Source organism: Streptomyces sp. NPDC048288 (assembly GCF_043201555.1).
Classification (GTDB): Bacteria; Actinomycetota; Actinomycetes; order Streptomycetales; family Streptomycetaceae; genus Streptomyces.
In genome coordinates, this window is the sequence record NZ_JBICZD010000005.1 from 445004 (window position 1) to 467349 (window position 22346).

General features: G+C 72.1%; 18 protein-coding genes. 9 read left to right on the plus strand and 9 right to left on the minus strand.

Annotation, left to right across the window (positions count from 1 at the left end; translation table 11 throughout):
• Window position 1: 1 nt before the first annotated feature.
• From ACGFZS_RS20785 to ACGFZS_RS20795, 3 genes are all read right to left on the minus strand, one after another.
• Window positions 2-2287 (minus strand): nitrate- and nitrite sensing domain-containing protein, encoded by a 2286-nt coding sequence (locus ACGFZS_RS20785; RefSeq protein ID WP_393796338.1) that lies wholly within the window; start codon window positions 2285-2287, stop codon window positions 2-4.
• Window positions 2288-2509: 222 nt separating this feature from the next.
• On the minus strand, window positions 2510-3424 hold the full coding sequence (locus ACGFZS_RS20790; protein WP_393796339.1) for a YceI family protein: 915 nt from the start codon (window positions 3422-3424) through the stop codon (window positions 2510-2512).
• A gap of 72 nt (window positions 3425-3496) precedes the next feature.
• Complete coding sequence (locus ACGFZS_RS20795; RefSeq protein WP_393796340.1) at window positions 3497-5245, minus strand: FAD-dependent oxidoreductase; 1749 nt, start codon at window positions 5243-5245, stop codon at window positions 3497-3499.
• Between the two features lie 165 nt (window positions 5246-5410).
• Here ACGFZS_RS20795 and ACGFZS_RS20800 point away from each other — a divergent pair, with 165 nt between their 5' ends.
• The gene (locus ACGFZS_RS20800; protein WP_393796341.1) at window positions 5411-7135 is read left to right on the plus strand and encodes a sigma-54-dependent Fis family transcriptional regulator; all 1725 of its coding nucleotides are present in this window, start codon (window positions 5411-5413) and stop codon (window positions 7133-7135) included.
• A gap of 89 nt (window positions 7136-7224) precedes the next feature.
• Here the strand turns inward: ACGFZS_RS20800 and ACGFZS_RS20805 are convergent, their stop codons facing one another.
• Window positions 7225-7710 (minus strand): DUF5990 family protein, encoded by a 486-nt coding sequence (locus ACGFZS_RS20805; protein ID WP_393796342.1) that lies wholly within the window; start codon window positions 7708-7710, stop codon window positions 7225-7227.
• A 63-nt stretch (window positions 7711-7773) separates the two neighbouring features.
• Window positions 7774-9108 carry a jacalin-like lectin gene (locus tag ACGFZS_RS20810; RefSeq protein ID WP_393796343.1) on the minus strand — a complete coding sequence of 445 codons (1335 nt, stop codon included), beginning with the start codon at window positions 9106-9108 and terminating at the stop codon, window positions 7774-7776.
• Between the two features lie 451 nt (window positions 9109-9559).
• Between ACGFZS_RS20810 and ACGFZS_RS20815 the strand changes: the two genes are divergently transcribed.
• Window positions 9560-10255, plus strand: a complete 696-nt coding sequence (locus ACGFZS_RS20815; RefSeq protein WP_393796344.1) for a lamin tail domain-containing protein — start codon at window positions 9560-9562, stop codon at window positions 10253-10255.
• Window positions 10256-10319: 64 nt separating this feature from the next.
• On the opposite strand, the gene ACGFZS_RS20820 is transcribed toward ACGFZS_RS20815, so the two are convergent.
• Window positions 10320-11273, minus strand: coding sequence for a ScbA/BarX family gamma-butyrolactone biosynthesis protein (locus ACGFZS_RS20820; RefSeq protein ID WP_393796345.1), 954 nt, complete (start codon window positions 11271-11273; stop codon window positions 10320-10322).
• A 357-nt stretch (window positions 11274-11630) separates the two neighbouring features.
• On the opposite strand from ACGFZS_RS20820, the gene ACGFZS_RS20825 reads away from it, so the two are divergent.
• The 4 genes from ACGFZS_RS20825 (at window position 11631) to ACGFZS_RS20840 (ending at window position 14682) form a co-directional block, all read left to right on the plus strand.
• Window positions 11631-12362, plus strand: a complete 732-nt coding sequence (locus ACGFZS_RS20825; protein WP_393796346.1) for an HAD family phosphatase — start codon at window positions 11631-11633, stop codon at window positions 12360-12362.
• Entirely contained in the window at window positions 12359-13132 is a 774-nt protein-coding gene (locus ACGFZS_RS20830) for an SDR family NAD(P)-dependent oxidoreductase (protein WP_393796347.1), read from the plus strand. Before ACGFZS_RS20825 ends, ACGFZS_RS20830 begins: the two co-directional genes overlap by 4 nt.
• A gap of 143 nt (window positions 13133-13275) precedes the next feature.
• The gene (locus ACGFZS_RS20835) at window positions 13276-13941 is read left to right on the plus strand and encodes a ScbR family autoregulator-binding transcription factor (RefSeq protein WP_393664879.1); all 666 of its coding nucleotides are present in this window, start codon (window positions 13276-13278) and stop codon (window positions 13939-13941) included.
• Window positions 13942-14067: 126 nt separating this feature from the next.
• Window positions 14068-14682, plus strand: coding sequence for a ScbR family autoregulator-binding transcription factor (locus tag ACGFZS_RS20840; RefSeq protein ID WP_393664878.1), 615 nt, complete (start codon window positions 14068-14070; stop codon window positions 14680-14682).
• 93 nt (window positions 14683-14775) lie between these two features.
• Here ACGFZS_RS20840 and ACGFZS_RS20845 read toward each other — a convergent pair whose 3' ends face one another.
• Window positions 14776-16047 (minus strand): FAD-dependent oxidoreductase, encoded by a 1272-nt coding sequence (locus tag ACGFZS_RS20845; protein WP_393796348.1) that lies wholly within the window; start codon window positions 16045-16047, stop codon window positions 14776-14778.
• A gap of 477 nt (window positions 16048-16524) precedes the next feature.
• Here ACGFZS_RS20845 and ACGFZS_RS20850 point away from each other — a divergent pair, with 477 nt between their 5' ends.
• On the plus strand, window positions 16525-17484 hold the full coding sequence (locus ACGFZS_RS20850) for a DMT family transporter (protein ID WP_393796349.1): 960 nt from the start codon (window positions 16525-16527) through the stop codon (window positions 17482-17484).
• A 288-nt stretch (window positions 17485-17772) separates the two neighbouring features.
• Window positions 17773-18630: a BTAD domain-containing putative transcriptional regulator gene (locus ACGFZS_RS20855; RefSeq protein ID WP_393796350.1), complete on the plus strand. Its 858-nt coding sequence runs from the start codon at window positions 17773-17775 to the stop codon at window positions 18628-18630.
• Between the two features lie 62 nt (window positions 18631-18692).
• On the opposite strand, the gene ACGFZS_RS20860 is transcribed toward ACGFZS_RS20855, so the two are convergent.
• Window positions 18693-20618 carry a glycoside hydrolase family 5 protein gene (locus tag ACGFZS_RS20860; protein ID WP_393796351.1) on the minus strand — a complete coding sequence of 642 codons (1926 nt, stop codon included), beginning with the start codon at window positions 20616-20618 and terminating at the stop codon, window positions 18693-18695.
• 56 nt (window positions 20619-20674) lie between these two features.
• Window positions 20675-21424 carry an alpha/beta fold hydrolase gene (locus ACGFZS_RS20865; RefSeq protein WP_393796352.1) on the minus strand — a complete coding sequence of 250 codons (750 nt, stop codon included), beginning with the start codon at window positions 21422-21424 and terminating at the stop codon, window positions 20675-20677.
• Between the two features lie 115 nt (window positions 21425-21539).
• Here ACGFZS_RS20865 and ACGFZS_RS20870 point away from each other — a divergent pair, with 115 nt between their 5' ends.
• The gene (locus ACGFZS_RS20870) at window positions 21540-22229 is read left to right on the plus strand and encodes a DUF6215 domain-containing protein (RefSeq protein ID WP_393796353.1); all 690 of its coding nucleotides are present in this window, start codon (window positions 21540-21542) and stop codon (window positions 22227-22229) included.
• Window positions 22230-22346: the final 117 nt, after the last annotated feature.

Sequence of the window (22346 nt, forward strand, 5' to 3'; positions counted from 1 at the left end):
CTCAGATGTCCTTGGCCGGGCGACGGCCGCGCCGCGGAGCACGGCGGGGCAGCGGGGACGCCTCGGACGGACCGGGCCGCACGGGAGGAAAGCCGGACGGCGCGGCGGAGCCGGAGGGCGAGGGCGCGGGGAAGCCGGACGGCGACGGCGCGGGGGAGTTGGTCGTCGTGAATCCGTCGTCCCAGGCCTCGTGCGCGCCGAACGGGTCGGCCGGCCCGCTCGCGAGCAGGTCCGCGAGCCCGGGCGTGCCGCGCGCCTTGAGCGTCGCCAGGGCCAGCGTGTCGGCGTCCGCCTCGGTGTCGCTGTGCCAGGTGATGGTGCCGGGGAGCATCACCAGCGAGGTCGTCCCGGACTCCCCGGCGGCGGGGCGCAGCTGGACCCGGACGCCGTGCCGGTCGGCCAGCCGGCCCACCACGAACAGGCCCATGTGCTGGTAGACGTCGGCATCGGCGGTCGGCGGGTTCGCCAGCTTGTGGTTGATCAGGGCGAAGTCCTCGGGCGCCAGGCCGATGCCCTTGTCATGGATCTCGATCATGATCCGGGTGTCGGGCAGCCGGGTCGCCGTGACCCGGACCGCCGAGCGCGGCGAGGAGAAGGCGGTCGCGTTCTCCAGGAGCTCGGCGAGCAGATGCACCAGGTCGGTGACGGCACGGCCGTGGATCGCGGTCTCCGGGATGCCCGCCATCTCGATCCGCTCGTACTGCTCCACCTCGGAGGCCGCCGCCCGCAGCACGTCGACGAGGGGCAGCGGACGGTCCCACTGCTGGGTGGGCCGTTCACCGCCGAGCACCAGGAGGTTCTCGCCGTTGCGGCGCACGCGGGTGGCGAGGTGGTCCAGCCGGAACAGGTTCGACAGCTGCTCGGGGTCGGCCTCGCGCTCCTCCAGATCGGTGATCAGGGCGAGCTGGCGCTCGATCAGCGACTGGTTGCGGCGGGACAGGTTGGTGAAGATCGTGTTGATGTTGCCGCGCAGCAGGGCCTGTTCGGCCGCCAGCCGGACCGCCTCCCGGTGCACATGGTCGAAGGCGCGGGCCACCTCCCCGATCTCGTCGGTGGTGGTGATCGGGATCGGCGTGACCTTGGTGTCCACCTGGCCGGGCACGGCCTGGGACAGCTGGGTGATCACGGCCGGCAGCCGCTGCTCGGCGATCGCGATCGCCGAGGCGCTCAGCCGGCGCATGCCCCGGCTCATCGAGCGGGCCACCCAGGCCGCGAGCAGCACCGCCACCAGGACCGCGCCGAGGGCGAGCGAGCCGTTGACGATCGCGTCCCGGCGGGCGTCGTCGGCGACGCCGCGGGCGTCGGCGAGCGCCGTGTCGGTGAGGCGGACCTCGATACTCCGGTAGGCGTCGAAGACCAGCGCGTGCGCGGCGAAGAACGACTCGGGCGTGATGCCCTCGGCGGCCAGCTCCTCGGTCGACTTCCCACTGGCGATCTCGCTGATCATCTTGGCGCGGCTCGGCGGGACCACGAACGTCGCGCCCGCCGCCTTGGCCTGCTCGGCGGCCTTGGTCGTCTGCTCCACGCCCTTCTTCTGGGCGGCCGTCAGCGCCGCCCGCAGCCGGGTCATGTCACCGGCGGTGCCGGCGCCCGCGTACTCCTGCAGTCCCACCTGCTCCAGGTAGGCGTAGGAGCTGAACGAGCCCAGCTGGTTCTGCAGTTCGCCCTCCGAGAGGGCGGCGCGGTCCTCGACCAGCAGATGTGTGCCGATGGAACGCACCAGGGACTCGGCGGCCTGGGTCAGGGACATGGCGTACAGAGTGCGCCCGAAGCTCGCCTGGTTGCTGCTGCCGAAGCCCAGCTCGTTGGAGATCTCCATCAGCGGGTGCTGGACGGCGTGGTAGCTCTCCTCCGTCTGCACGCCCGTGAGCTTGGACGAGAACGCGTCGGCCCGCACCGTGGGCAACTGCTTCTCGCCCGCCCGCACCAGCTCGATCCGCCGCGTCAGGCCCGCCGTTCTGGGCGCGCGCTCCACCGCCCGGTCGAAGGCCGCCGCGTCCGCGTCGGTGACCTTGCGTGCCGCCAGCACGGCCGGCGCGTTCCGCTTGCCCTCCAGCAGCGGGATGACCGACACGTCCCGCTCGTTGATCGCGTCACTGGCGTACGCGTTGGCCGCCTGCACCAACTCCGCGACGCGCACGGCGTCGTTGGCGTCGCGGAGGGTGTCGATCGAGTTCTTCACCCGGACCCCGCCCAGAGCGAGGGCGACGAGGACGGGGATGAGCAGAATGGCCTGGAGGCGTCGTGCGACGCGCCAATTGCCGGTCAGGGGTCTGAGCTTGGACAAGATCGTCCCATTTCACAACAGGAATGGTGTGCAGGGCCGTACGCAGCCCGACGTTCAGTGGCCAAGTTCTAACACCCAGCGATCGATTTCGGCTGGTGTTTGAGTGAAGCGGTTTCTCTCAAGTGGTACAAAGCTCAACGAAAACCATGGGTGGTCAACGCACGGACCATCGGGCGGCGGTCGATACCCGGTGACCCGTCCGACGGGACGAACAGTCAGCGCTTACTCCGGTGGCGTCGGCGTGTCCGACGAGCGGTACATCGCCTGGACGTCCAGCTCCAGCTGCACCGTCGGACCCACCACCGCGATGCCGCGGGCCAGCATCGACCGCCAGTTGAGGGTGTAGTCCTCGCGGTGCAGTTCCGCCGTGGCGAGCGCGGCGCAGCGCAGCTCCTCGCCGTACCCGCCGTTGACCGTGCCCAGATAGGTGGTGTCGAGCGACACCGAGCGGCTGACACCGTGCATCGTCAGGGTGCCCAGCAGCGTCCACTTGCTGCCGCCCCGGTAGGCGAAGCGCGTGCTGACGAAGTCGATGTACGGGTACCGCTCGACGTCCAGGAAGTCGCCGGACCGCAGGTGGTTGTCGCGGGTGGTGTTCCCGGTGGTGATGCTCGACGCGTCGATGCGCACCCGGACCGTCGACCGGCTCATGTCCGGGGCGACGTCGATCGCGCCGTCGAACCGCTCGAAACGGCCGTGCACATGGGCCATGCCCACATGCTTGGCGATGAACCGGATCGCGGTGTGCGGCGGATCGAAGACCCAGCCGCCGGTCGGCGGCAACGGCAGCTGCCGGGCCGGCTGCAGCCGGATCCCGGCGGGCGCTGGGCAGTTGTCGGCGACGATCTCGATCGTCTCCCGGTGCGGGTCCAGCCCCTCGGCGATGATCAGCATGCTGTAACGCCCGGGCGGCAGCGCCGCCATGAAGAAACCGAAGGGGTCGGTGGTGCCCCGCGCGGCCACCTGGTGGGTGTCCAGCGCGGTGACCGTGACCTCGGCGCCGCCGAGCGGCTGGTCGACCGGGTCCAGGACGGTCCGGGCGACACCGCCCGCGCCGGGCGGGAGGGGCAGGGTGAGACCTGTGGTGCGGGCCGGGGCGTCCTTGGACCACCGGCGCCTGAGCAGCCCGAGGGCCATGCTGTTCACCTTTCGTGAGTGTTGGGGCCCGCGGCGGCCGGGGCGCCGCTGCCACGGCCCCGGGGGGATCGGTCAGTCACGGCCGAGGATCCGGCCGAGCGCCCGGGCCAGCACTTCCTCCGCGTCCTCGGCGGCGCTCGCGTGCCGGAAGGCCACGTACCCGTCGGGGCGTACCAGCAGCGCGCCCGCGTCGGACACCTCGCTGAGCCGGGCCCAGTCGCCGTAGGGGTCCTCGTACTCCTGGCCGGGGCCGATGACGACCGTCGCGATGTCGAGGGACCGGGCCCGCGCGGCGCGCAGCCAGCCTTCGCCGCCGATGCCGGTCAGCAGGGTGAACCGGCCCTTGCCGACGGTGTCCAGGGTGGACACCGTCCGCGTGCCCGAAGTGATCCAGGCGTGCGGGAGTTTGGCACCCGGGCGGGAACTGGGCTGGTGGTACAGCTCGGGGTCGCGGGCGAAGCCGGGGTCGGGGGTGCCGTCGGGCACGACGGCGGTCGAACTCCCGGCGGAGTAGCGCTGGTTGAGGTCGACGCCGTGCGCGTTGAACTCGTACACCTTGTGGGCGATCGCGTCCCGCAGCCGCGCCCGCTGCTTCCCGGCGGCCTCGGTGGCGTCCTTGCGGGCGGCGATGTTGGCCCAGAGCTGCTCGGGGGTCTGCGGGGTGAGGCCGTCGAGCGCCTCGAAGATCGGGGCCGTCTCGCCGATCGACTTGTTGGCGCGGGTCACGATCTGCCGGCCGACGGGCGCGCGTTCGGCCGTGTACGTGTCGAGGAGCCGGGGCCCGGCCGTGCCGTCGAGGACCAGCTTCAGCTTCCAGGCCAGGTTGTAGGAGTCCTGGACGGAGGTGTTCGAGCCGAGCCCGTTGGACGGCGGGTGCCGGTGCACGGCGTCCCCGGCGCAGAAGACCCGGCCGCTGGAGTACGTCTCGGCGTACATCTCGTTCACCGTCCACGCCGAGGACGACTTGACGGTCACCGGGATCTCGTCGTCGCCGATCAGCTGGCGGACGACCGACTCCGCGTACTCGGTGGTCAGGTCGGGGGCGCCGGCCGTGACGTCGTACCCCCACACGATCAGCCACTCGGTCCACGGGCGGACACAGCGCACCAGGCCCGCGCCGATGCCGCCGACCGTCGCGCCCGGGGCCAGCACCCAGTACAGGGTGGAGGGACGGTGGGCGGTGTACTTGCTCAGGTCGGCGTCGAAGACGATGTTGATGCTGCCCGCGACGCCCATCTGACCGCCCATCGGCAGCCCGGCGTCCTCGGCCACCTGCGAGCGCCCGCCGTCCGCGCCGATGAGGTACTTGGCCCGGATCGTGTACTCGTCACCGCGGACCCGGTCCTCGACGGTGACGGTCACCCCGTCCGCGTCCTGCGTGAACGACTTGTAGACGGTGCTGTGGCGGAAGACGGTGCCGCGGGCGATGGCCGCGTCGACCAGGACGGGCTCCATGAGGTGCTGTGGAATGTCACACATCACCGTAGGACTGGCCAGCTCGTGCGCCGCCTGCACCAGCGGCTCGTTGCCCCACGACCGCACCCGCCCCAGCTCCTCGCCGGCCAGGCTGGTGCAGAAGGTGGTGTTCCCCATCAGGTGCTGCGGGGTGGCCTTCGCGAGGGCCTCCTGCTCGACGCCGAGGTCGCGCAGGACCTCCATGGTGCGCTGGTTGGTGATGTGGGCGCGCGGGGTGTCGGCGAGGCTCGCATAACGGGTGACGACCATGTTCCGTACGCCGTAGGTGCTCAGGGCCAGCGCGGCGGAGGCGCCGGCCGGGCCGCTGCCCACGATCAGGACGTCGGTCACGACATCGGTGTGCACGGGGAACGCTCCGGAGGGGAAAGGGCGGAAACCGACCGTTCAAGATCATGAAACGTTCCGCGCCGCCATGGGTGTCTCAATCCGAGACACGCGGTGTACGGCGGAACCCGGAGGGGCAGACCGGTCGTTGCTCTTTCAACTGTTCCCGGTACGGTGAGGGACGCCATGACCACCGCAGAGCATCCCCCCACGGCCGAGCGGCACCCCTCGGCCCCTCCCACCCTGGGCCAACTGCGCCGGGCCCGCGCCCGCTTCCTCGCCGGACACCCGCTGTCCGAGGACGTGCCCGACGAGGTCGCCGCCGCCTGGCGGCGCGCCCGCTTCCACGGCGTACGGCCCGACGGCGCGGAATCCCTCACCACCCGGCCCCCGCGGACCGCCGACCCCGCCCTGCTCGACGCCGCCCGGCCGGTGCTGGAGCGGCTGCGCCCGCTGCTCGGCCACGAGCGCGCCACCCTCGTCCTCACCGACGCCCGGCTGCTGGTGCTGTGGGCCGCCGGGCACGCCCCGTACGACACGCGCTGCCCGGACCTCTCCGAACAGCGCGTCGGCCCCAACAGCGCGGCCCTGGCCCTGCGCACCGGCCACCGTGCCGAGGTGCACGGACCCGAGCACTTCCTCGACGTCTGGCAGGAGGTCTCCGCGGTGAGCGTGCCGCTGCGGGCCCCCGGCGACGGCAGGCCGGCCGGCACGGTCACCGTGGCGTCGGCCCTGTGCGCCGGCTGCGCGCCGCATCCGCAGGCCGCCCTGGCCGAGGCGGCGGCCGCCGCCGTGGAGGCGGAACTGCGCACGTACGCCCGGCCGCCGGAGCGGGCCCTGCTGGACGCCTATCTCGCGGCGGACGCAGGGCAGGACCGGCCGGTGGTGGCCTTCGCCGGTCACAGCCGGCTGGTGAACGAGGCGGCGGGCCGGCTGCTGTCGGCCCGGGACATCGACGACCTGGAACGTGCCGTGCACGCGCAGGCGTGCCGCGACACGCCCGGCACCCGGCTCCCCTACGGCGCCGAGGCCGAACCCGTCCGGCACCGGGGCGAGACCGTCGGCGCCGTCGCCGTACTGCGCCCGGCCCACGACCGCGAGCCGGCCGTTCCCGCCGGACGGCCGCCGGCCACCTTGGCCGGACAGTCGGTGCCCTGGCGGCACGCCACCGAACGCGCGGCCGAACTGGCCACCACCCGCGCCCCCTTGCTGCTCGTCGGCGAGCGGGGCACCGGAAAGACCTTCCTGGCCCGCGAGTTGCTCGACGAACCCGACCCGCTCGTCCTCGACGCGGCCGAGGGCGAGGTGCACGACGCCCTGCCCGCCGACCCGCGCGGCAGCCTCGTACTCCGCCACGCCGAGCGCCTGGCCCAGCCGGACGTGGCGGCCCTCGTCACCCTGCTCGAAGACCGCCCGGACATCCCCCTGCTGGTCACCTACACGCCGGGAGCGCCACCCGGCCCGTGCCTCCAGCGGCTCCTCGACACCCTCGCCGCCCGCTCGGTCACCCTGCCCGCGCTGCGCGAACGCCCCGAGGACATCCGGGAGCTGCTCACCGCCGTGACCCCGGCACCGGAGCCCGGGCTGCCCCCGCTCACCTGGTCACTGGACGCCCGGCGCGCACTGGAGCGGTACCCCTGGCCGGGCAACGTCACCGAACTCGCGCATGTCGTACGGTCCCTGGCGCGGCGCCGCCGGACGACGGGGCCGGTGCGCCGGGCCGAACTGCCCGATCCCGTGCGCGAGGGGCCCGCCGGGCGTGCGCTGAGCCCCATGGAACACGCGGAACGCGCCGCCATCCTGGAGGCCCTGCGCCGGCACGGCGGCAACAAGGCCCGGGCGGCGGCCGCCCTGGGCATCGGCCGCGCGACGCTGTACCGCAAGCTGCGCGCCTACGGCTCCCACGGCTGACCGGCCGGGCGGCTTTACCGTCTGAGCGATACGGCATCCGGTACCGCATGCCGATGACCGATCAAGGACACCGAGACCGCCCTCGCCGACTACCGCGAGGCCCTCGGCCGACCGTCGCTCTCCGCGCTCCACTCGACGGCCGGCGGTACGACCCGTGCGCACAGCGGCATGCCGCAGGCGTCGGTGAGCCGGAGCCGCCCGACCAGCAGACCGTCCCGCGCCGCCGCCCGGGCCACGGCGCCGGGGACGGCGTCGAGCATCAGCTTCGCCCGGCGGAACATCCGGAAGCCGCCCCCGGCGTCCACGGCCCCCCAGGACAGATAGACGAACCTGCCCCCGGGACCGCCCTGGATGTAAGGCCCCGTCAGGTCGACGCCCTCGGCCGCGACCGCCGCCGTGCAGGGCAGGGTCCAGGTCGCGGCGACGGCGTCACCGGGCTGCGGGTCCAGCAGTTCGGCGGGACGGTTCCGGCGCTGCACGGCCACATGGATGTCGCCGTAGCCGGACAGACCGCTGTCCGCGGGCGCCGGACAGGAGCGTCCGGGCAGGTCGGTGGCGTCGATGCGGATACGCATACGACCATCATCACCGACCGGCCGACGGACCGTCCGTGAGGTCCGCCGGCCGGCCCGGTGGGGTCAGCGCTTGGTGTAGATGAAGCCGACCTTGTCGAGCTCGTCGCCGGAGCGGCCGTGGAAGCCGGCGATCTGCCAGCCCGACGGCGCGGTGCGGGTCACGCAGTCGGAGGTGGTCGCACCGCCCGCGAGGGTGCGGCCCAGGTTGGTGGTGAACTTGGCGTAGAAGATGCGGGTGGTGTTGTTGTACTTGCCCTCGCACAGGTACGCCGTGGTCACGTACTCGCTGCTGCCGAGCGTCAGTGAGGACGCGGTGCCGCCGGTGCCGCCGTGGGTGAGCGTCGTACCGTCGGCGAGGGTGATGCCGACCTGGTCGACCCGGGAGCCGGTGCGCAGCGAGATGGTGGTGGCGCGGGCGCCGGCGGCCACCTTGTCGATGTCCTGGTAGTAGTCACCGTGCGGACCGCCGAACTGGTCGCTCAGCTGGAAGTTCGCGTTCTGCGTCCAGGAGAAGCCGACCGTGATCGGGTCGTGGTCGGAGAGCATCAGCCCGTCGGAGGTGAGGAACTTCGCGTGCTCGTTGTTGTACGAGGTCGCGTTCAGGGTGACGAGCTTGCTGCTGCGGTAGAGGACCTTGTCCACGACCTCGCAGGTGTTGGGCACGGTCGCCCCGGACTGGTCGCAGACCAGCGCGTCGCTGCCCTTGGCCGGTGCGCTGCCGCCGCGGATCAGCTGCACCCAGGCGTCGGTGAGCCCGTTGTTCGAGGCGAACTCCGCGATGGTGTCGGCGGAACGGGTGTACCGGGTGTTGGTGTCACCCATGACCACGACCGCGTTGCCGGCCGAGTGCGTGCCGATGAAGGAGGTCAGCTGGCTCAGGTTGTCGGCCCGGGACGCCTCGTCGCCGTCGTTCGTGCCCGCGTTGGTGTGCAGGTTGTAGAAGTCGACGTAGACGCCCTCGGCGAGCCGCTCGCGCATGAAGGTGAAGCCCTTCGGCGTGAGGCAGTCGCCCGAGTCGATCTGGCAGGAGTTCCAGCCGACACGCTCGAAGTCGTCGCCGTCCCAGGCGTAGTTCGAGACGGTGTTGAGCCCGCTCCCGATGCCCGCGCCACCGCTGGTCGCGGTGCGGTAGGGGTGGGTGTCGGTGGCGTAGAGGTACGCGTGGTAGTTGAAGTCCTCCTGGACGTTGACGATGTCGTACGGCGCGATCCGCGTGCCGATCTCGGTGGTGCTGGTGTCGCGCGGAGTGGGTGCGCTCGACAGGCCTTCGGGAAGCCCTGCGACGTTGTACGTGAGCACGCTGAACGTGCCCCCGGCCGCCGCGGCCGGAGTGGCCGCCGCCGTGAGGCCGCCGAGGGCGGCGACCGCGGCCGCCAGGCAGGCAACGAGTCTGCGCATGGGGGTGTCTCCTACGGGGAGGGTGTGCGCTGAGGGTTGTGGGCATGCCAATGAGGCATGCCGAACCGTAGCGGCAAACGCTTTCTCCCGACCCCCCCTTGTTACCAACCAGTCGGGAAATTCCACATGACACCCGGAAGATCGACTTCTGCCTCGGGGCGGCCGATCGGGCGGTGACTGTTACTCACTTTCGGGTGAACAGGGCTCTGTTCGCCCTGTGGCCGGTGGTGCGGCGGAGGCGCCACAGGCCTTTGCTCATGGGCGGATCGGCCGCCAAGGCCGGGCAAATCCGCCCATTCACCTAATAAATGGACGTTACATGCGAGAGTCATAGGAAAGCGAAGGATGTGTAATAGGCGTCGTGTGCGTCCCGAAGGTGATCGGGCCGGGTTGCAGGGTGTGGATGCGCGGCCGACCGGCCGCCACCTCGAACCCTGCAAAGGGAGACCTCGTGTCCGTTTCCGTTTCCGTGACCGCCCGTCGTCTCGGCTCCGCCACCGCCGTGGCCGCCGCCCTGGTGGGTGCGCTGGCGCTGCCGGCCGCGGCCGCCGCCCCGCACGCCGCGGCCGCGCCCCGCGACGCGGTCGTCATCAGCGCCGTCCAGCACGACGTACAGGGTCGCGCCGCCTTCTCCAACCGCGCTCTGAACCGGGAGTGGGTGGACGTCACCAACACCTCCCGCCGGGACGTGAACCTGAGCGGCTGGACGCTGTCGGACGCCGACGGTCAGAGCTACATCTTCCGTCACTACCGGCTGGAGGGCCGCTCCACGGTCCGCGTGCACACCGGGGAGGGCCGGGACACCATGACGGACCTGTACCAGGACCGCCGCCGCTCCGTGCTGAACCACGACTCCGACACGGTCACCCTGCGCACCGACCGCGGGCGTTACGTCGACTCCGCCTCCTGGGGTGTGCACCACCGCCGAGACCTGGACGACCGGCACGCCTTCGGCCACGGCCGGGACGCGGATGACCGGCACGTCGTCGACCACCGGCGTGACATGGACGACCGGCGCACCGTCGACCACCGTCGTGACGCCGACGACCACCGCGGGTTCGGGCGCGGCCGGGACGGGGACGACCGTCGCAATGTCGACCAGGGTCGCGACGCCGACGGGCACCGCGACTTCGGGCACCGTCACTGACGAGCGCGGTAGCCGTGGCCGGGCCCTGGTTTCGGGGTCCGGCTGCGGCCGTGTCCCGCGGCGGTCAGCGGACCAGCGGTCCCCTGACGGTGGAGGTGAAGACGGTCTCGCCGTCCTGGCGGCCGACGACCTCGACGGTCACCGTGTCGTCGCTCCCGGGTGTCACCCCGGTCACGTCGACCCAGCAGGGGCTGTCGAGTTCCACGTACCGGTTGAACGTCGTGGACGTGCTCGCCGGTATCAGCGCGCGGGGTGCCAGCCGGGCGCAGGCGGCCTGGCGGGCGGCCTCCAGCAGGACCATGCCCGGCAGATGGTCGCCGTCGTGGTCGAACAGGATCGGGTGGTCCAGGTCCGGGGTCAGCAGCCAGCGGTCCGGGGTGTCCGTCGATGTCAGCACCACGTCGGCGGGGGAGGTGCGGCCCACCGCGGCCGGCGGCATCGGGCCGGCGGCGACGGCCGGTCCCCCCGAAACCGGCTGCCGCTCGGGGCGGTTGGCCCGCAGCCGGGCGTAGACGGCGGGCGTGACGACGGAGTACAGCCCGTCACCGTGGGCCACCGGCCGGCCGTCCCTGCGCAGCGCGAACCCGATGTCCATCCGGCGCGCCGACGCCCTGCCGCGCGGTGCGGAGTCCGGGCAGGTCACGTCGAGGTCGAAGTCGGTCGGGCGGGAGTCGATCCGCAACTGGTCCAGATCGGCGTGGCAGCTGAGCGACCACAGCACGAAGTGATGGCCGAGCGGAACCTCGTGCTCCGCGTGGGTCACGAACATGCCCGCCTGCCGAAACGTCTCTGCCGCCTGCAGCGGATCGTGACTCGAACCGTCGGCGCTGTTGAAGAACGTATGGGCGCGCGGCCACTGTCCGGTGAGGGAGAACCGCTGCCCGCCGTCCTGGGCGGTGCACCCACTGAGGAACACCTCGGCGAGGGACGCCCGGTGGACGTACTCCTTGGGAACCGTGGTGGTCAGCCGTGGCAGCGCGGGCAGACCGACTCCGATCTCGCTGGCGGACAGGCTCATCGACAACCCCCCGTCGGAACGCTCTTCGTTGGCTTGAAGCTCTGTTCGACGCCTATAAGATACGGACCTACCGGTTTTCTCGGGTCGGCCACAAGGTAAAGGATTCACCAAGCGTGGTACGACTCGATACATGCATGACTCCGCTCGGTAGTGGTTTGGCCAAGTATTTTCGCGCTCAATCAAGTCGAAGGCACGGCGAAAAACGGACTAACTGCCAGATGTCGACGGCTGGTTATCGGCGGGTGACGAGCCCGGTTCGATTCGGCCAAAACCTGTCCTGCGGTCTCTTTCGGTCGGGCCCGGGAGACCCGGCAGCCACTGCATGATTGTCGAACGGCCTGTGGGAGGGAGACCCCGATGGAAGCGCTGCGCACTCTGCGCCTCGCCGCCGTCAACATCGACGGCGTCCTGCTCAACGACAGCTTCAGCCCCGTCCTGCACCGCCTCGTCCTCAAGTACGGCGGTACATACAGCCGGGAGCTGGAACAACGGCTCTTCTCGCAGTCCCGGCTCGCGGCCGCCCGGGTGCTGCTGGAGGAGACCGGCGCCGGGGTGAGCGAGCGGGAGGCCATCGCCGACTACTTCGCCGAACGCGAGCGCTACCTGCGCACGCACCCCGTCCACACCCTCGACGGCGCAGAGGAACTCGTGCACCGGCTGCGCGCCCTGGGCCTCGACGTCGTCTGCTACGGCGGCCTCGACGAGGACCACTTCCGCCGCCATCTCGGCGCTTGGGAGCAGCTGTTCACCGCCCCGCGCTACATCTGCACCGACGCCGTCCGCCCCGGCATCCGGGAGATCGTCCAGGACCACTTCGGCCTCGACTACCGCCAGGTCCTCTTCATCGACGACGTGGCCCGGTTCGCCGGCCACGCCAAGGAGCTGGACGTGCCGTTCGTCGGCCACCCCAGCACCTTCGAACACGGCTTCCAGCCCGAGCTGATGCGCGAGCTCGGCGTCCGGCACCTGGTCGGCGGCCTCGCCGAGATCGACGAACAGCTCCTGCGCACCGTCGACCGCGAGGCCGGACTCGGCACCGTCTGGCAGGCCGCCGGCTCGCTCACCGGCGTCTCCGAGGCGACCCGGTGACCGCCGCGGAAGGAGCCGTCCTGGCGGGCAGGGTCGCCCTCATCACCGGCGCCAGCAGCGGCATCGGCGCGGCCGCGGCCCGGGTGTTCGCCCGGCAGGGGGCCACCGTCGTCCTCACCGCCCGCCGCGACGACAAGCTGCGCGAGCTCGCCGGCGAACTGCGCGCCCGGGGAGCCGAGGCGAGCCACCGCACCCTGGACGTGCGCGACGGGGAGGAGGTGCGGCGCACCGTCGAGTTCGTCGTCGAGCGGTACGGCCGTCTCGACGCCGCCTTCAACAACGCGGGCGTCGCCCTGCCGAAGACCCCCCTGCACCTCATCGGCGACGCCGACTACGAGCGCGTCACCGAGACCAACGTGCGGGGCGTGTGGAACTGCCTGCGCCACGAGATCACGGCCATGCTGGAGAGCGGCGGCGGGTCGATCGTCAACACCAGCAGCGTGGGCGGCCTGGTCGCCTCCTCGACGGCCGCGCCGTACATCGCCTCCAAGCACGCGGTGATCGGACTGACCAAGGCGGCGGCCGTCGAGTACGCCCCGCACCACATCCGGGTGAACGCCATCGCCCCGGGCCTGACCCGCTCCGAGATGATCGACGAGTGGTTCGCCAAGTCGCCGGAGAACGAGGCCCGGGCCTACCGTTCCGCCCCGCAGGCCCGCGCCGCCGACCCGGAGGAGGTCGCGGAGGCCGCCGCCTGGCTGTGCAGTGACAGGGCGAGCTTCGTCACGGGTGCCACACTTACCGTGGACGGTGGACGCACCGCCTGGTGAACTGCCCGACGAGCCCGCGTCGACGCCCTCGCGCCGACGGCGTGGGAGCGACCGGGAATCGGCCCCGCGCGGCCGAAATATCGACCCCCGATTGGGGTAAGGTACGTCACGTCCGGTTTTGTTTTGACCAGGAGGGGGTCCGCATGGCGCGTCAGGAGCGTGCGATTCGGACCCGGCGTGCTGTTGTCGAGGCCGCGGCGGCGGTCTTCGCCGAGCGCGGGTACACGGCGGCGACCATCTCCGAGATCCTTGAGCGGGCCGGAGTCACCAAGGGCGCCCTGTACTTCCATTTCGACTCCAAGGAATCCCTCGCCCGGGGCGTGATCAACGCCCAGATCAGCGACGACTACTGGGTGCCGCGCGAGCTGAAGCTCCAGGAGTGGGTGGACATCGGCATGACGCTGGCCCACCGGATTCCCAAGGAGGTCATCCTGCTCGCCGGGATACGGCTGTCCGCCGACCTCCAGGGGCGTTCGCTGTTCGGCAGCGCCTGGCCCGCCTGGACCGAACTGGTGACGAGCAAGCTGGTGGAGGCGAAGGAGCGCGGCGAGGTGCTGCCGCACGTCGATCCCCGCGAGACCGCGGAGTGCTTCCTCGGGGCCTGGATCGGGACCCAGTTCATGTCCGAGGCGCTCTCCGACTGGACGGACCTGAACGACCGCATCTCCGTCCTGTACAACCACGTACTGCCGGCCATCGCGACCCCGGCGGCCCTGATCCGGCTGGACACCGCACCCGACCGCGGTGCCCGGGTCGTCGAGGAAGTCGAACGCCGGCGGCAGGAAGAACCGGTGACCGCCGAGGCTTGACCCGCCTCGGACCAAACCATCCGCCTGGTTTTCTTTGGGCCAGGGTTCTCAGATCGCAATTGTTGCAGGCCCAGGGGGAACCGGACCGTCCAATCCCGGATTCGCCCGGATCAACAGGGGGACGCGATGGTCAAGCAACTCAGGGCGGCCCGAACCCGCCAGGCACTCGTCCTGGCCGCCGCCGAGAACTTCGCCGACAACGGCTACGCACTGTCCTCGCTGCCCGCGATCATCCGGCGGGCGGGAGTGAGCGCCGGCGCGCTGCACTTCCACTTTCCCAGCAAGGACGCGCTCGCCTGCGAGGTGGAGGGGGCGGCCCGGCGGTCCGTCGAGCAACTGGTCGCGGGGCGGCGGCGGTCGGCCACCTCCGCACTGCGTCTGCTGATCACGGTCACCCGGGACCTGCTGGCCGCGGGCGCCACCGACGCGGTCGTCCGCGCCGGCCTCAAGCTGAGCGTCGACCCCTCGCGCAAGAACGGCACGGACTTCGGGTCCTGGTGGCGCGCCTGGGTGTGCGAACAGCTGCTGCGGGCGCAGCGCGAGGGGGACCTGGCCGACGGAGTGTCGCCGGACCGGGTCGCCGCGGTGATCGTCGCCACGACGGTCGGGTTCGAGGTGCTCGGCGCGGCGGATCACGACCGGATCTCGCCCCAGCACGTGGAACAGTTCTGGTCACTGGTGCTGCCCCAACTGGCGGCGCCCGGCAACGAGTTCGTGGGCGCCGCCCGGTCCGATTCCTGACCCAGAGTCAACAGCACGCGCGGGCACCGGAGTTCGGCCGGGCAAACCGTCCGTGCCGTATGCGGTTCCGGGGCAGGAATCGTCCCGGAGCCGTCAGGCGGCCCCGATGTGCCGGGCGATCCGGCCTGCCGCGAACTCCGTACCCGCCACGAACCGCATCATCGGCCCGAACATCGGTGCCGCGAGCGAGCCGGTGAAGTACAGACCGGGCACCGACGACTCGAAGGTCCCGCGCAGCGCGGGCGCCCTCGAACCCGGCACGCACGCCACGGCGCGCCGCACCGACGCGGACAGGAACGGCAGGGCGGCCAGGTCCAGCCGGTAACCGGTGGCCGCCAGCACATGGTCGACGGTGAGGGACTCGCGCTCCCCGCCGGGACCGGCGACGTCCAGCCGCACCGCCGGCCCGGACACCGCGGCACCGGTGACCCGGCGCGAGGTGCGCACGCGCACGACCCCCTCGACCCGGTCCCGCAGCCACCAGCCGCCCGAGGGGCCGAGCGCCCGCCGGAACAGCAGCAGCCGGGCGGCCGGCGGACACCAGCGCACACTCCCCGGCGCCGCGCAGACCGCCGCCAGGACCCAGCCGGTGCCCAGCGGCGAGGCCGGCTTGGCCAGCCGCTGGGCCCAGGGCCGGGCCAGGTCCGGGGTCATGCCCCACAGCACCTTGCGCTCACGCACCAGGACCTGCGCCTCGGCGCCCGCCTCGTGCAGCAGCGCGGCACTCTCCAGCGCCGACTGGCCACCGCCGACGACGGCCACCCGCCGCCCCGCGTACACCGACAGATCGGTGTGCTGGCTGGTGTGCGACACCCGCGCCCGGGGGTCCGGCCCCTCGGGCACCAGCTGCCGCAACTCCTGCGGGACATGGGCGAGTCCGTTCAGGCCGGTCGCCACCACCACGGCCGAGGCCGTCAACTCCTGTCCGTCGTCCAGCCGGACCAGGAAGCCGGGTCCGGACGCCGGCCGCTCGACCGCCGTCACCCGAGCCGGCTCGACCTCGCCGACGTACCGCTTCTGGAACCACTGCCCGTACCGTACGAAGACGTCGCACGGGATCGGGGTCAGCTCGGTCAGCTCCGGCTCGCCGTGCTCGCGCCGGAAGTCCGCCAGCCGGCCACCGGGCTCCGGCGCCGACAGATCGGTCGCGGCCGGCGTCGATTTCAGGAACATCCCGGTGGCCATGGCGTGCCGCCAACTGCCCATCACGTCACCGAAGACACGGACCGGTGTCCCCGCCGCCCGTAAGTGGGCGGCCACCGACAGTCCGTACGGCCCGGCACCGACCACGACGACCGGTGACCGGCCGTGCGCGGCGAACGCCTGCTCCTGGGCAGGGCGCTGCCCCGGAAGCGACTGCGTCATGCATCCCTCCGCTGGTCTGCTCGCCGCCTTCCCCTGGGCGGCGCGACACTGCGGGATGGCACGCCCGGCGTGAATCGGCCGTGCCCGTCCCCCCTCCGCGGGTGAGTCTCTCCCACGGGCAGGCACCGGGAAACGATATCGACGCACGTTGGCCAAAACTTGGTCGAACCATACGACAAGCGACGACGACCGTGTCATTGACGTGCGTGGGGTGCCTGCTGGTGATCACCGGCCCGACAGGACCGGTCGGCCGTACGAGCTGGTCACACAGGGGAGCGGCCCGGCCGCCCGTGTACGATCGACGCGTGAACACCTACTGGCACGTCGTTCTGCCGCCGCTCTGCGCCTGACCGGGCGCACCCACCGACGGTTTGAATCCACGCTCCGGCCCGGGCCTCCCGGCGGCCGGGCGACTGTGACGTGCGCCCGTTTCGAAACCAGTCCGCAGACGGTATTCGACGACGGAAGTTCACGACTGTGCCCAACGACACCTCATCCCAGCCTTCCCCTGCCCTGACCGGCCGCGCTCTCACGCACCCGCGTGCCCGCCACGCCGGCCTGCTCACCGGGCCGCTGCCGATCCTCACGGCCGCCGTGCTGTGGGGCACCACGGGGACCGCAAGCTCACTCGCCCCCACCGGAGCACCGGCCGCCGCCGTCGGCGCCGCCGGCCTGGTCCTCGGCGGCCTCCTGCTGTTCCTGACCGCACCCGGCGGCCGCTCCCTGCCCAGGGCCTGCACCGGCGGCGAACGCGGACTGCTCGGCCTGGGCGCCCTCGCGGTGGCCGGATACCCGCTCTCCTTCTATCCCGCCGTGGCACGCACCGGCGTGGCCGTGGCCACCGTGGTCGCACTCGGCGGTGCCCCCGTCCTGGCCGGCCTGCTCGCCTGGCTCACCCGGCGGTCCCGGCCGACCGTCCGCTGGGCGGCCGCGACCGCCACGGCCGTCCTCGGCTGCGCGGCGCTCGTCCTCGGCCCCGGGCTCACCGGCGCCGGCACCCCCGTCGACCTGCCCGGTGTGCTGCTGGCAGCGGCGGCGGGTCTGTCGTACGCCGTCTACGCCCTGGTCGGCGGAGAGCTCATCGCCCGTGGACACGCCTCCGGCGCCGTGATGGGCGTGCTGTTCGGGGGAGCGGCGGTCCTCGTGCTGCCCGTGGTGCTGTGGAGCGCCGGGCCGTGGCTGCCGACGGCGCGCGGCGCGCTGGTCGTCCTCTACCTCGGGGTGGTCACCACCTTCCTCTGCTACCGGCTCTTCGGATACGGCCTGCGGCACACCACCGCCCAGACCGCGACGACCCTGACCCTGGTCGAACCCGCCGTGGCCGCCGTCCTGGGGGTCGCGGTCCTGGGTGAGCGCCTGCCTGCCGTGTCCTGGTGCGGGCTGGCGGTGCTGGCGCTGGGAGTCGTCCTGCTCACCCGGGAGGGAGCGCCGAGCTGAGCCCCAGTCAAGTAACCGACCGTAGGGTCTGTTTCTTGAGGGCCGCCGGAAGCGGGTGACTTGGCGGCCGGATGGCCGGTCGCGCGTTCGAGGTGGTGTCGGCTCGCCCCCGTGAGTCCCGAAATGGCAGTGCTGCGCGGCCATTTCGGGAAGCTCGGGGGAGGGGTGGAGTCCTCCGGCCGTTCTCCGGCGGTTCATTAGAGACGGCCTAGCGACGGGTCGGTTGACAGACCGCTCGTGCTGTTTTCTACTGGCGGGGTGTCAGGTGTGAGGATCAGGGAGACGCGTGTGGACATCGGGCTGCTGGGCGCACTGAGGGTGCGGGAGAACGGGATCTCGATCGTCCCGACCGCGCCGAAGCCCCGCCAGGTACTGGCTCTGCTCGCGGTGCGCGCCGACCAGGTGGTGCCCGTCGCGACCCTCGTCGAGGAACTGTGGGCGGGCACCCCGCCGCGCAGCGCCCGCACCACCCTGCAGACCTATGTGCTCCAGCTCCGCGACCTCATCGCGACGGCACTGCGCGAAGGAGACGGCTCCGGAAGCGCGCCGGAGCGGTCCGCGAAGGACGTCCTGACGACCCTTCCGGGCGCCTACCTGCTGGCCACCGGAGGCGGCGAAAGCGACACCGCGGAGTTCGAGCGGCTGGTCGAACTGGGCTGCCGCGCCATGGACGACGAGAACCACACCGGCGCCTCACGCATCCTGCGCCAGGCGCTGGACCTGTGGACCGGCCCGCCCTTCGCCGACGTGCACACCGGCGCCCAGCTGACCGTGGAGGCACGGCGGCTGGAGGAGAGCCGGCTGTGCGCCCTCGACCAGCGCATCGAGGCCGATCTGCACCTCGGCAGGCACCGCGAACTCCTGGCCGAACTCACCGTGCTGACCAGCCGCTACCGCTCCCACGAGAACCTGCACGCCCAGTTCATGCTGGCCCTGTACCGCTCGGGCCGGCGCAGCGAGTCCCTCCACGTCTACCAGCAGCTGCGCGCCCACCTCGTCAGAGACCTCGGCCTGGAACCCTCCCCGCGGCTGCGCCGCCTCCAGCAGGCCATCCTCACGGCCACCGCCGAGAACCCGGGCACACCGGCGCACCACGACGACCTGACAGCACCGGCACCCGGCGGAAGCCTGGCGCGGGTGCCCTGAGCCCGGGCGGGGCGTGGCCCGTGCCTGCCGGTGCGCCGTCCGGGACGGCGCACCGGCGGTGTTCAGGGCTGGAGCGGGACACACCGTACGGCGGCCGGGCCGGGCGTACTGCCCACCCTGGTCGTGAAGGCGATTCCGGCGAGGTACTCGTCGGCCGCGCACTGGCCCTTGTAGGCGCCGTACGCGTAGTCGTCGCCCGCGCCGTCGGCGGGACGGTTGTCGGACCGGTCGAACCACAGTGTCCGGCCACCGGTTCCCAGCGTCCGGCCGGCGGGCGTGCACAACGCCGCCGACACCCGCTCACCGCGCCGGCTGTACCCGATGACGAACTGGCCCGCCGGACACTGGAACTTGGTGTATCCGGAGGCCCAGTCGCCGCCCGCCGGAACGTACCGTTCGTCGGTCACGACCGTCTGGGCGGTGCCCGCGGCCCGCAGGTCGCCCGCCGTCGCGTCGGTGCACAGACCGCGCCCGCCGGAGTGCGCGAGACCGATGAGCCGCAGCCCGTCCGGGCAGACCGCCTTGGAAGCCCCCGAGTCCCAGTCGCCGTTCGTCCGCACCCGCAGCGACTCGACCTGGTCGCCGTGGTCCGTGGACAGCATGCGCCAGGTCGTCCCCGGCGCGATGTACCCGGTGCGGCCCGGGGTGTTCATCAGGTGGTCCCACGCGGTGGCCCGCCAGTCCCCTCCGTCGAGGAGGCCGGAGCGGTGCCCGGCGGTGTCGTAGCGCAGCAGCGCCCAGTCGTCGTGGCCCTCCCAGCCGACCAGTGGCCAGTAGGCGAAGTCGGTGTCGTGGTCGGCGAAGTAGTCGGTGATGTTGCCGAACCAGGTGCGGGCGGCCGTCCCGGTCTCGTTCGCCCCGATGCCGAACTCGCTGACCCATACGGGGGCGGTGTAGTGCTTGCCCTCGGTGGTGACGAAGAAGGCCTCGTCGGCGAGGGCCTGGTACAGGTCGTCGCGGCTCAGGTCCTGGTAGCGGGGATCGCTGGTCTCGCCGATGCCGGTGGCGCCGCTGTGCCGGGGACCCGTGTAGCCGTAGAAGTGCGCCGAGTAGACGAGTTTGTGGGCGTCCACCAGGGTGTTCGAGAGGGTGCGGACCGGTTTGAGGGTGGGGCGGTCGTGGGGGAGTCCGTCGACCGGCAGTCCCGTCCAGTTGATGCCCTCGATGACGATGAGGAGGTTCGGGTTGCCCTCAGTGAGGATGCGGTCGGCGGCGAGCTGGGCGGCCGCGTACCAGTCATGGGCGTCGCCCAGGCCCCAGTTGGGGTCGTCGAGCACGTCCCGGCGCACCTCGTTGTAGAGGTCGGCGCCCACGACACGGGGGTTCGTGGCGTAGCGGCGGGACATGAAGACCCAGTCGTCGGCCCACTGCTGGGTCGACTGGCTGCTGTTCCAGCGCTCGTTGCCGTCGATGCCGCAGCACCAACGGGACGTGTTGGTGTGGTTGTTGAGGATGACGGCGAAGCCGGCGCCGGTGAGGGCGGCCACGACGGCGTCGTAGACCTCCAGAGGTGTCTTTCCGCGCAGCTGCGGATTGGCCGCGACCGCGGCGTCCGGTACGGCGGCCGTCGTGTGGATCATCTCGTTCGAGAAGGGGAGCCGGACGCTGTTGATGCCGAGCGCCTGGAAATCGGCGAGGAGCTGGGGGAGCGTCGCGCGGTCCAGGCCGAGGGGGATGCCGTAGGAGTCCTGGCCGGCGTGGTGCTGGGCGGGGTCGGTGATGCTTCCGCTGCCGGTCCAGGAGCCCTGGGCGCCGTCCCAGTTGGCGGCCTTGAGCCGGAAGCGGTTCCCGTCGGCGTCGACGATGTAGCGGCCCCGGGTGGATAGCGGGGGCTGCCAGGTGGCGGTCGCCGAGGCGGCCGGTGCCAGGTCGGGGGAGCGCGACACGGTGGGCGCGGGGGCGGTTCCGGAGAATGCGAGAACCAGCAGCGTAACTGTCAGGTACGTGACAAATCTGAGTGATGTGGTGAGCGACTTCGTGATCGACATCAGCCGTCCTCAAGGTGGATGCCGCGTGGGGGCGTGGCACCTTATCAGGGCACGGGTCAGCGCAGAAGCGGCCCGTCCGTCTCGCAGGCCTCCGCAGTCCAGCCCTCGAGGCCGCGTTCGGGCCGCAGCAACCGCCTGATGGCGGCGGCGGAGGCGCGATGCCAGTCACGGCTGCGGCGGAGCATCGCGTGGTCGCCGCCCCTGAGCAGCACCATCCCGGCCTGCGCACCGGCCTCGCGGGCCCCGCGCACATAAGTGGCCGAGTCGGCGGGCTCGGTGACCCGGTCCCGGTCCCCGTGCAGGACGATGATCCGCGTTCCGGTGAGGCCGGTCAGCGGGTCGCCGGGCGGGCACCACGGCGCCAGCGCCAGCACCCCGCGCACCGACGGATCGGCCGCGGCGCGCAGTGCCGCCCGGCCGCCCATCGAGTGGCCGACCAGCACCACGGACACGTCGCCGGCCCGGCCGCGCAGCTCGTCGAGGGCACGCAGGGTGTCCTGGAGCGGGTCGGCGTCGTCGTTCCAGCCCCGGTAGCGGTAGCGCACCTGACCGATCAGCACGTCACGGGGTGAGGAGACCGAGGCCGCGGCGCTCAGGAAGGGACGCATACGCAGGGCGGCCGGCTGCCAGGGGCGGGCCGGACGGCGGCCGTTCTCCTGGCCGCCGTGCAGGACGAGCACCGCCGCGCGCGCCCTCTCCCGCGGTGCCCGACGCACCACCAGGGCGCCCCCGCCTGCCTCGACGACCCGTCCGTCGGCCACCCCGCCCACCTCTGCTTCCTCCGGCACCCAGCCTGCTCCCGCCATCAAACACTCCCACGGGAATCCGCGGCCACCGAGGGGTGTGTGCGGCCGGTGCCGTCCCCGTGAACATCAGTTAGGCTCCAGGGCGCACAGGGGACGCACAGCGGGGGTGGGGGACATGACCGACGGGATCGGCGCGCCTGAGAAGGACGGCAGACCGGTGGTTCAGGCGATCGCGGCGGTGGGGCTGTTCGCGGTCGTCATCGGGGGCCTGTGGGCCCAGAGCAAGTTCGTCCACCACAAGAGCATGACCAGCGAGCCGGCGGCCTGCTCGAAGTCGACCGACCGCCTCCCGGCCCGCTACATATCCGGCGCGCGGTTGTGCAAGGCGCTGAACCGCCCGGACCTGCCGGCCCTGCTGGGAACTCCCGGGGAGCAGGCCGAGTCTGCCAGCGGCAGCGGGGACTGGATCACCCTCGCCGGCGGCGCGAAGATCGCCGACCCCGACGCGACGGTGTCGCTGGACACCTACTCCGTGAAGCTGTCGGCGTCGTACGAGGACCTGACCGTCGCCGAGATGGGCGACCTGATGGGCGACGCGCGGAAGACGACCATCATGGGGCACCCCGCGGTCCTCTACTCCAGCCCGACCATCTCCATCGGCTTCAACCTCGGCGGCGGGAAGGCCACCACGGGACCCGGCGGCACGGCGCGCTGTGTCCTCGTCTCGAAGCACGCCAAGGACGACGGCAAGGGCACCTTCGAGGTCTCGATCTGGCGGCAGGACGACGTACTGCCCGACGACACCGCCCTCGTACGGGCCGCCGAGCGGGTCCTGCCCACCGTCCCGGGCTGGACCGGGAACTGACGGCCGCGGGGGGGGGGGGGGTGCCCCGCCCCCCCCCCCCGGCCGGGGTCTATGTAGCCAAGGCGGAGTGTGGTTGTGGGGGGGGTGTGGGGGGGGGCGGGGGCGGGACCCGCCCGG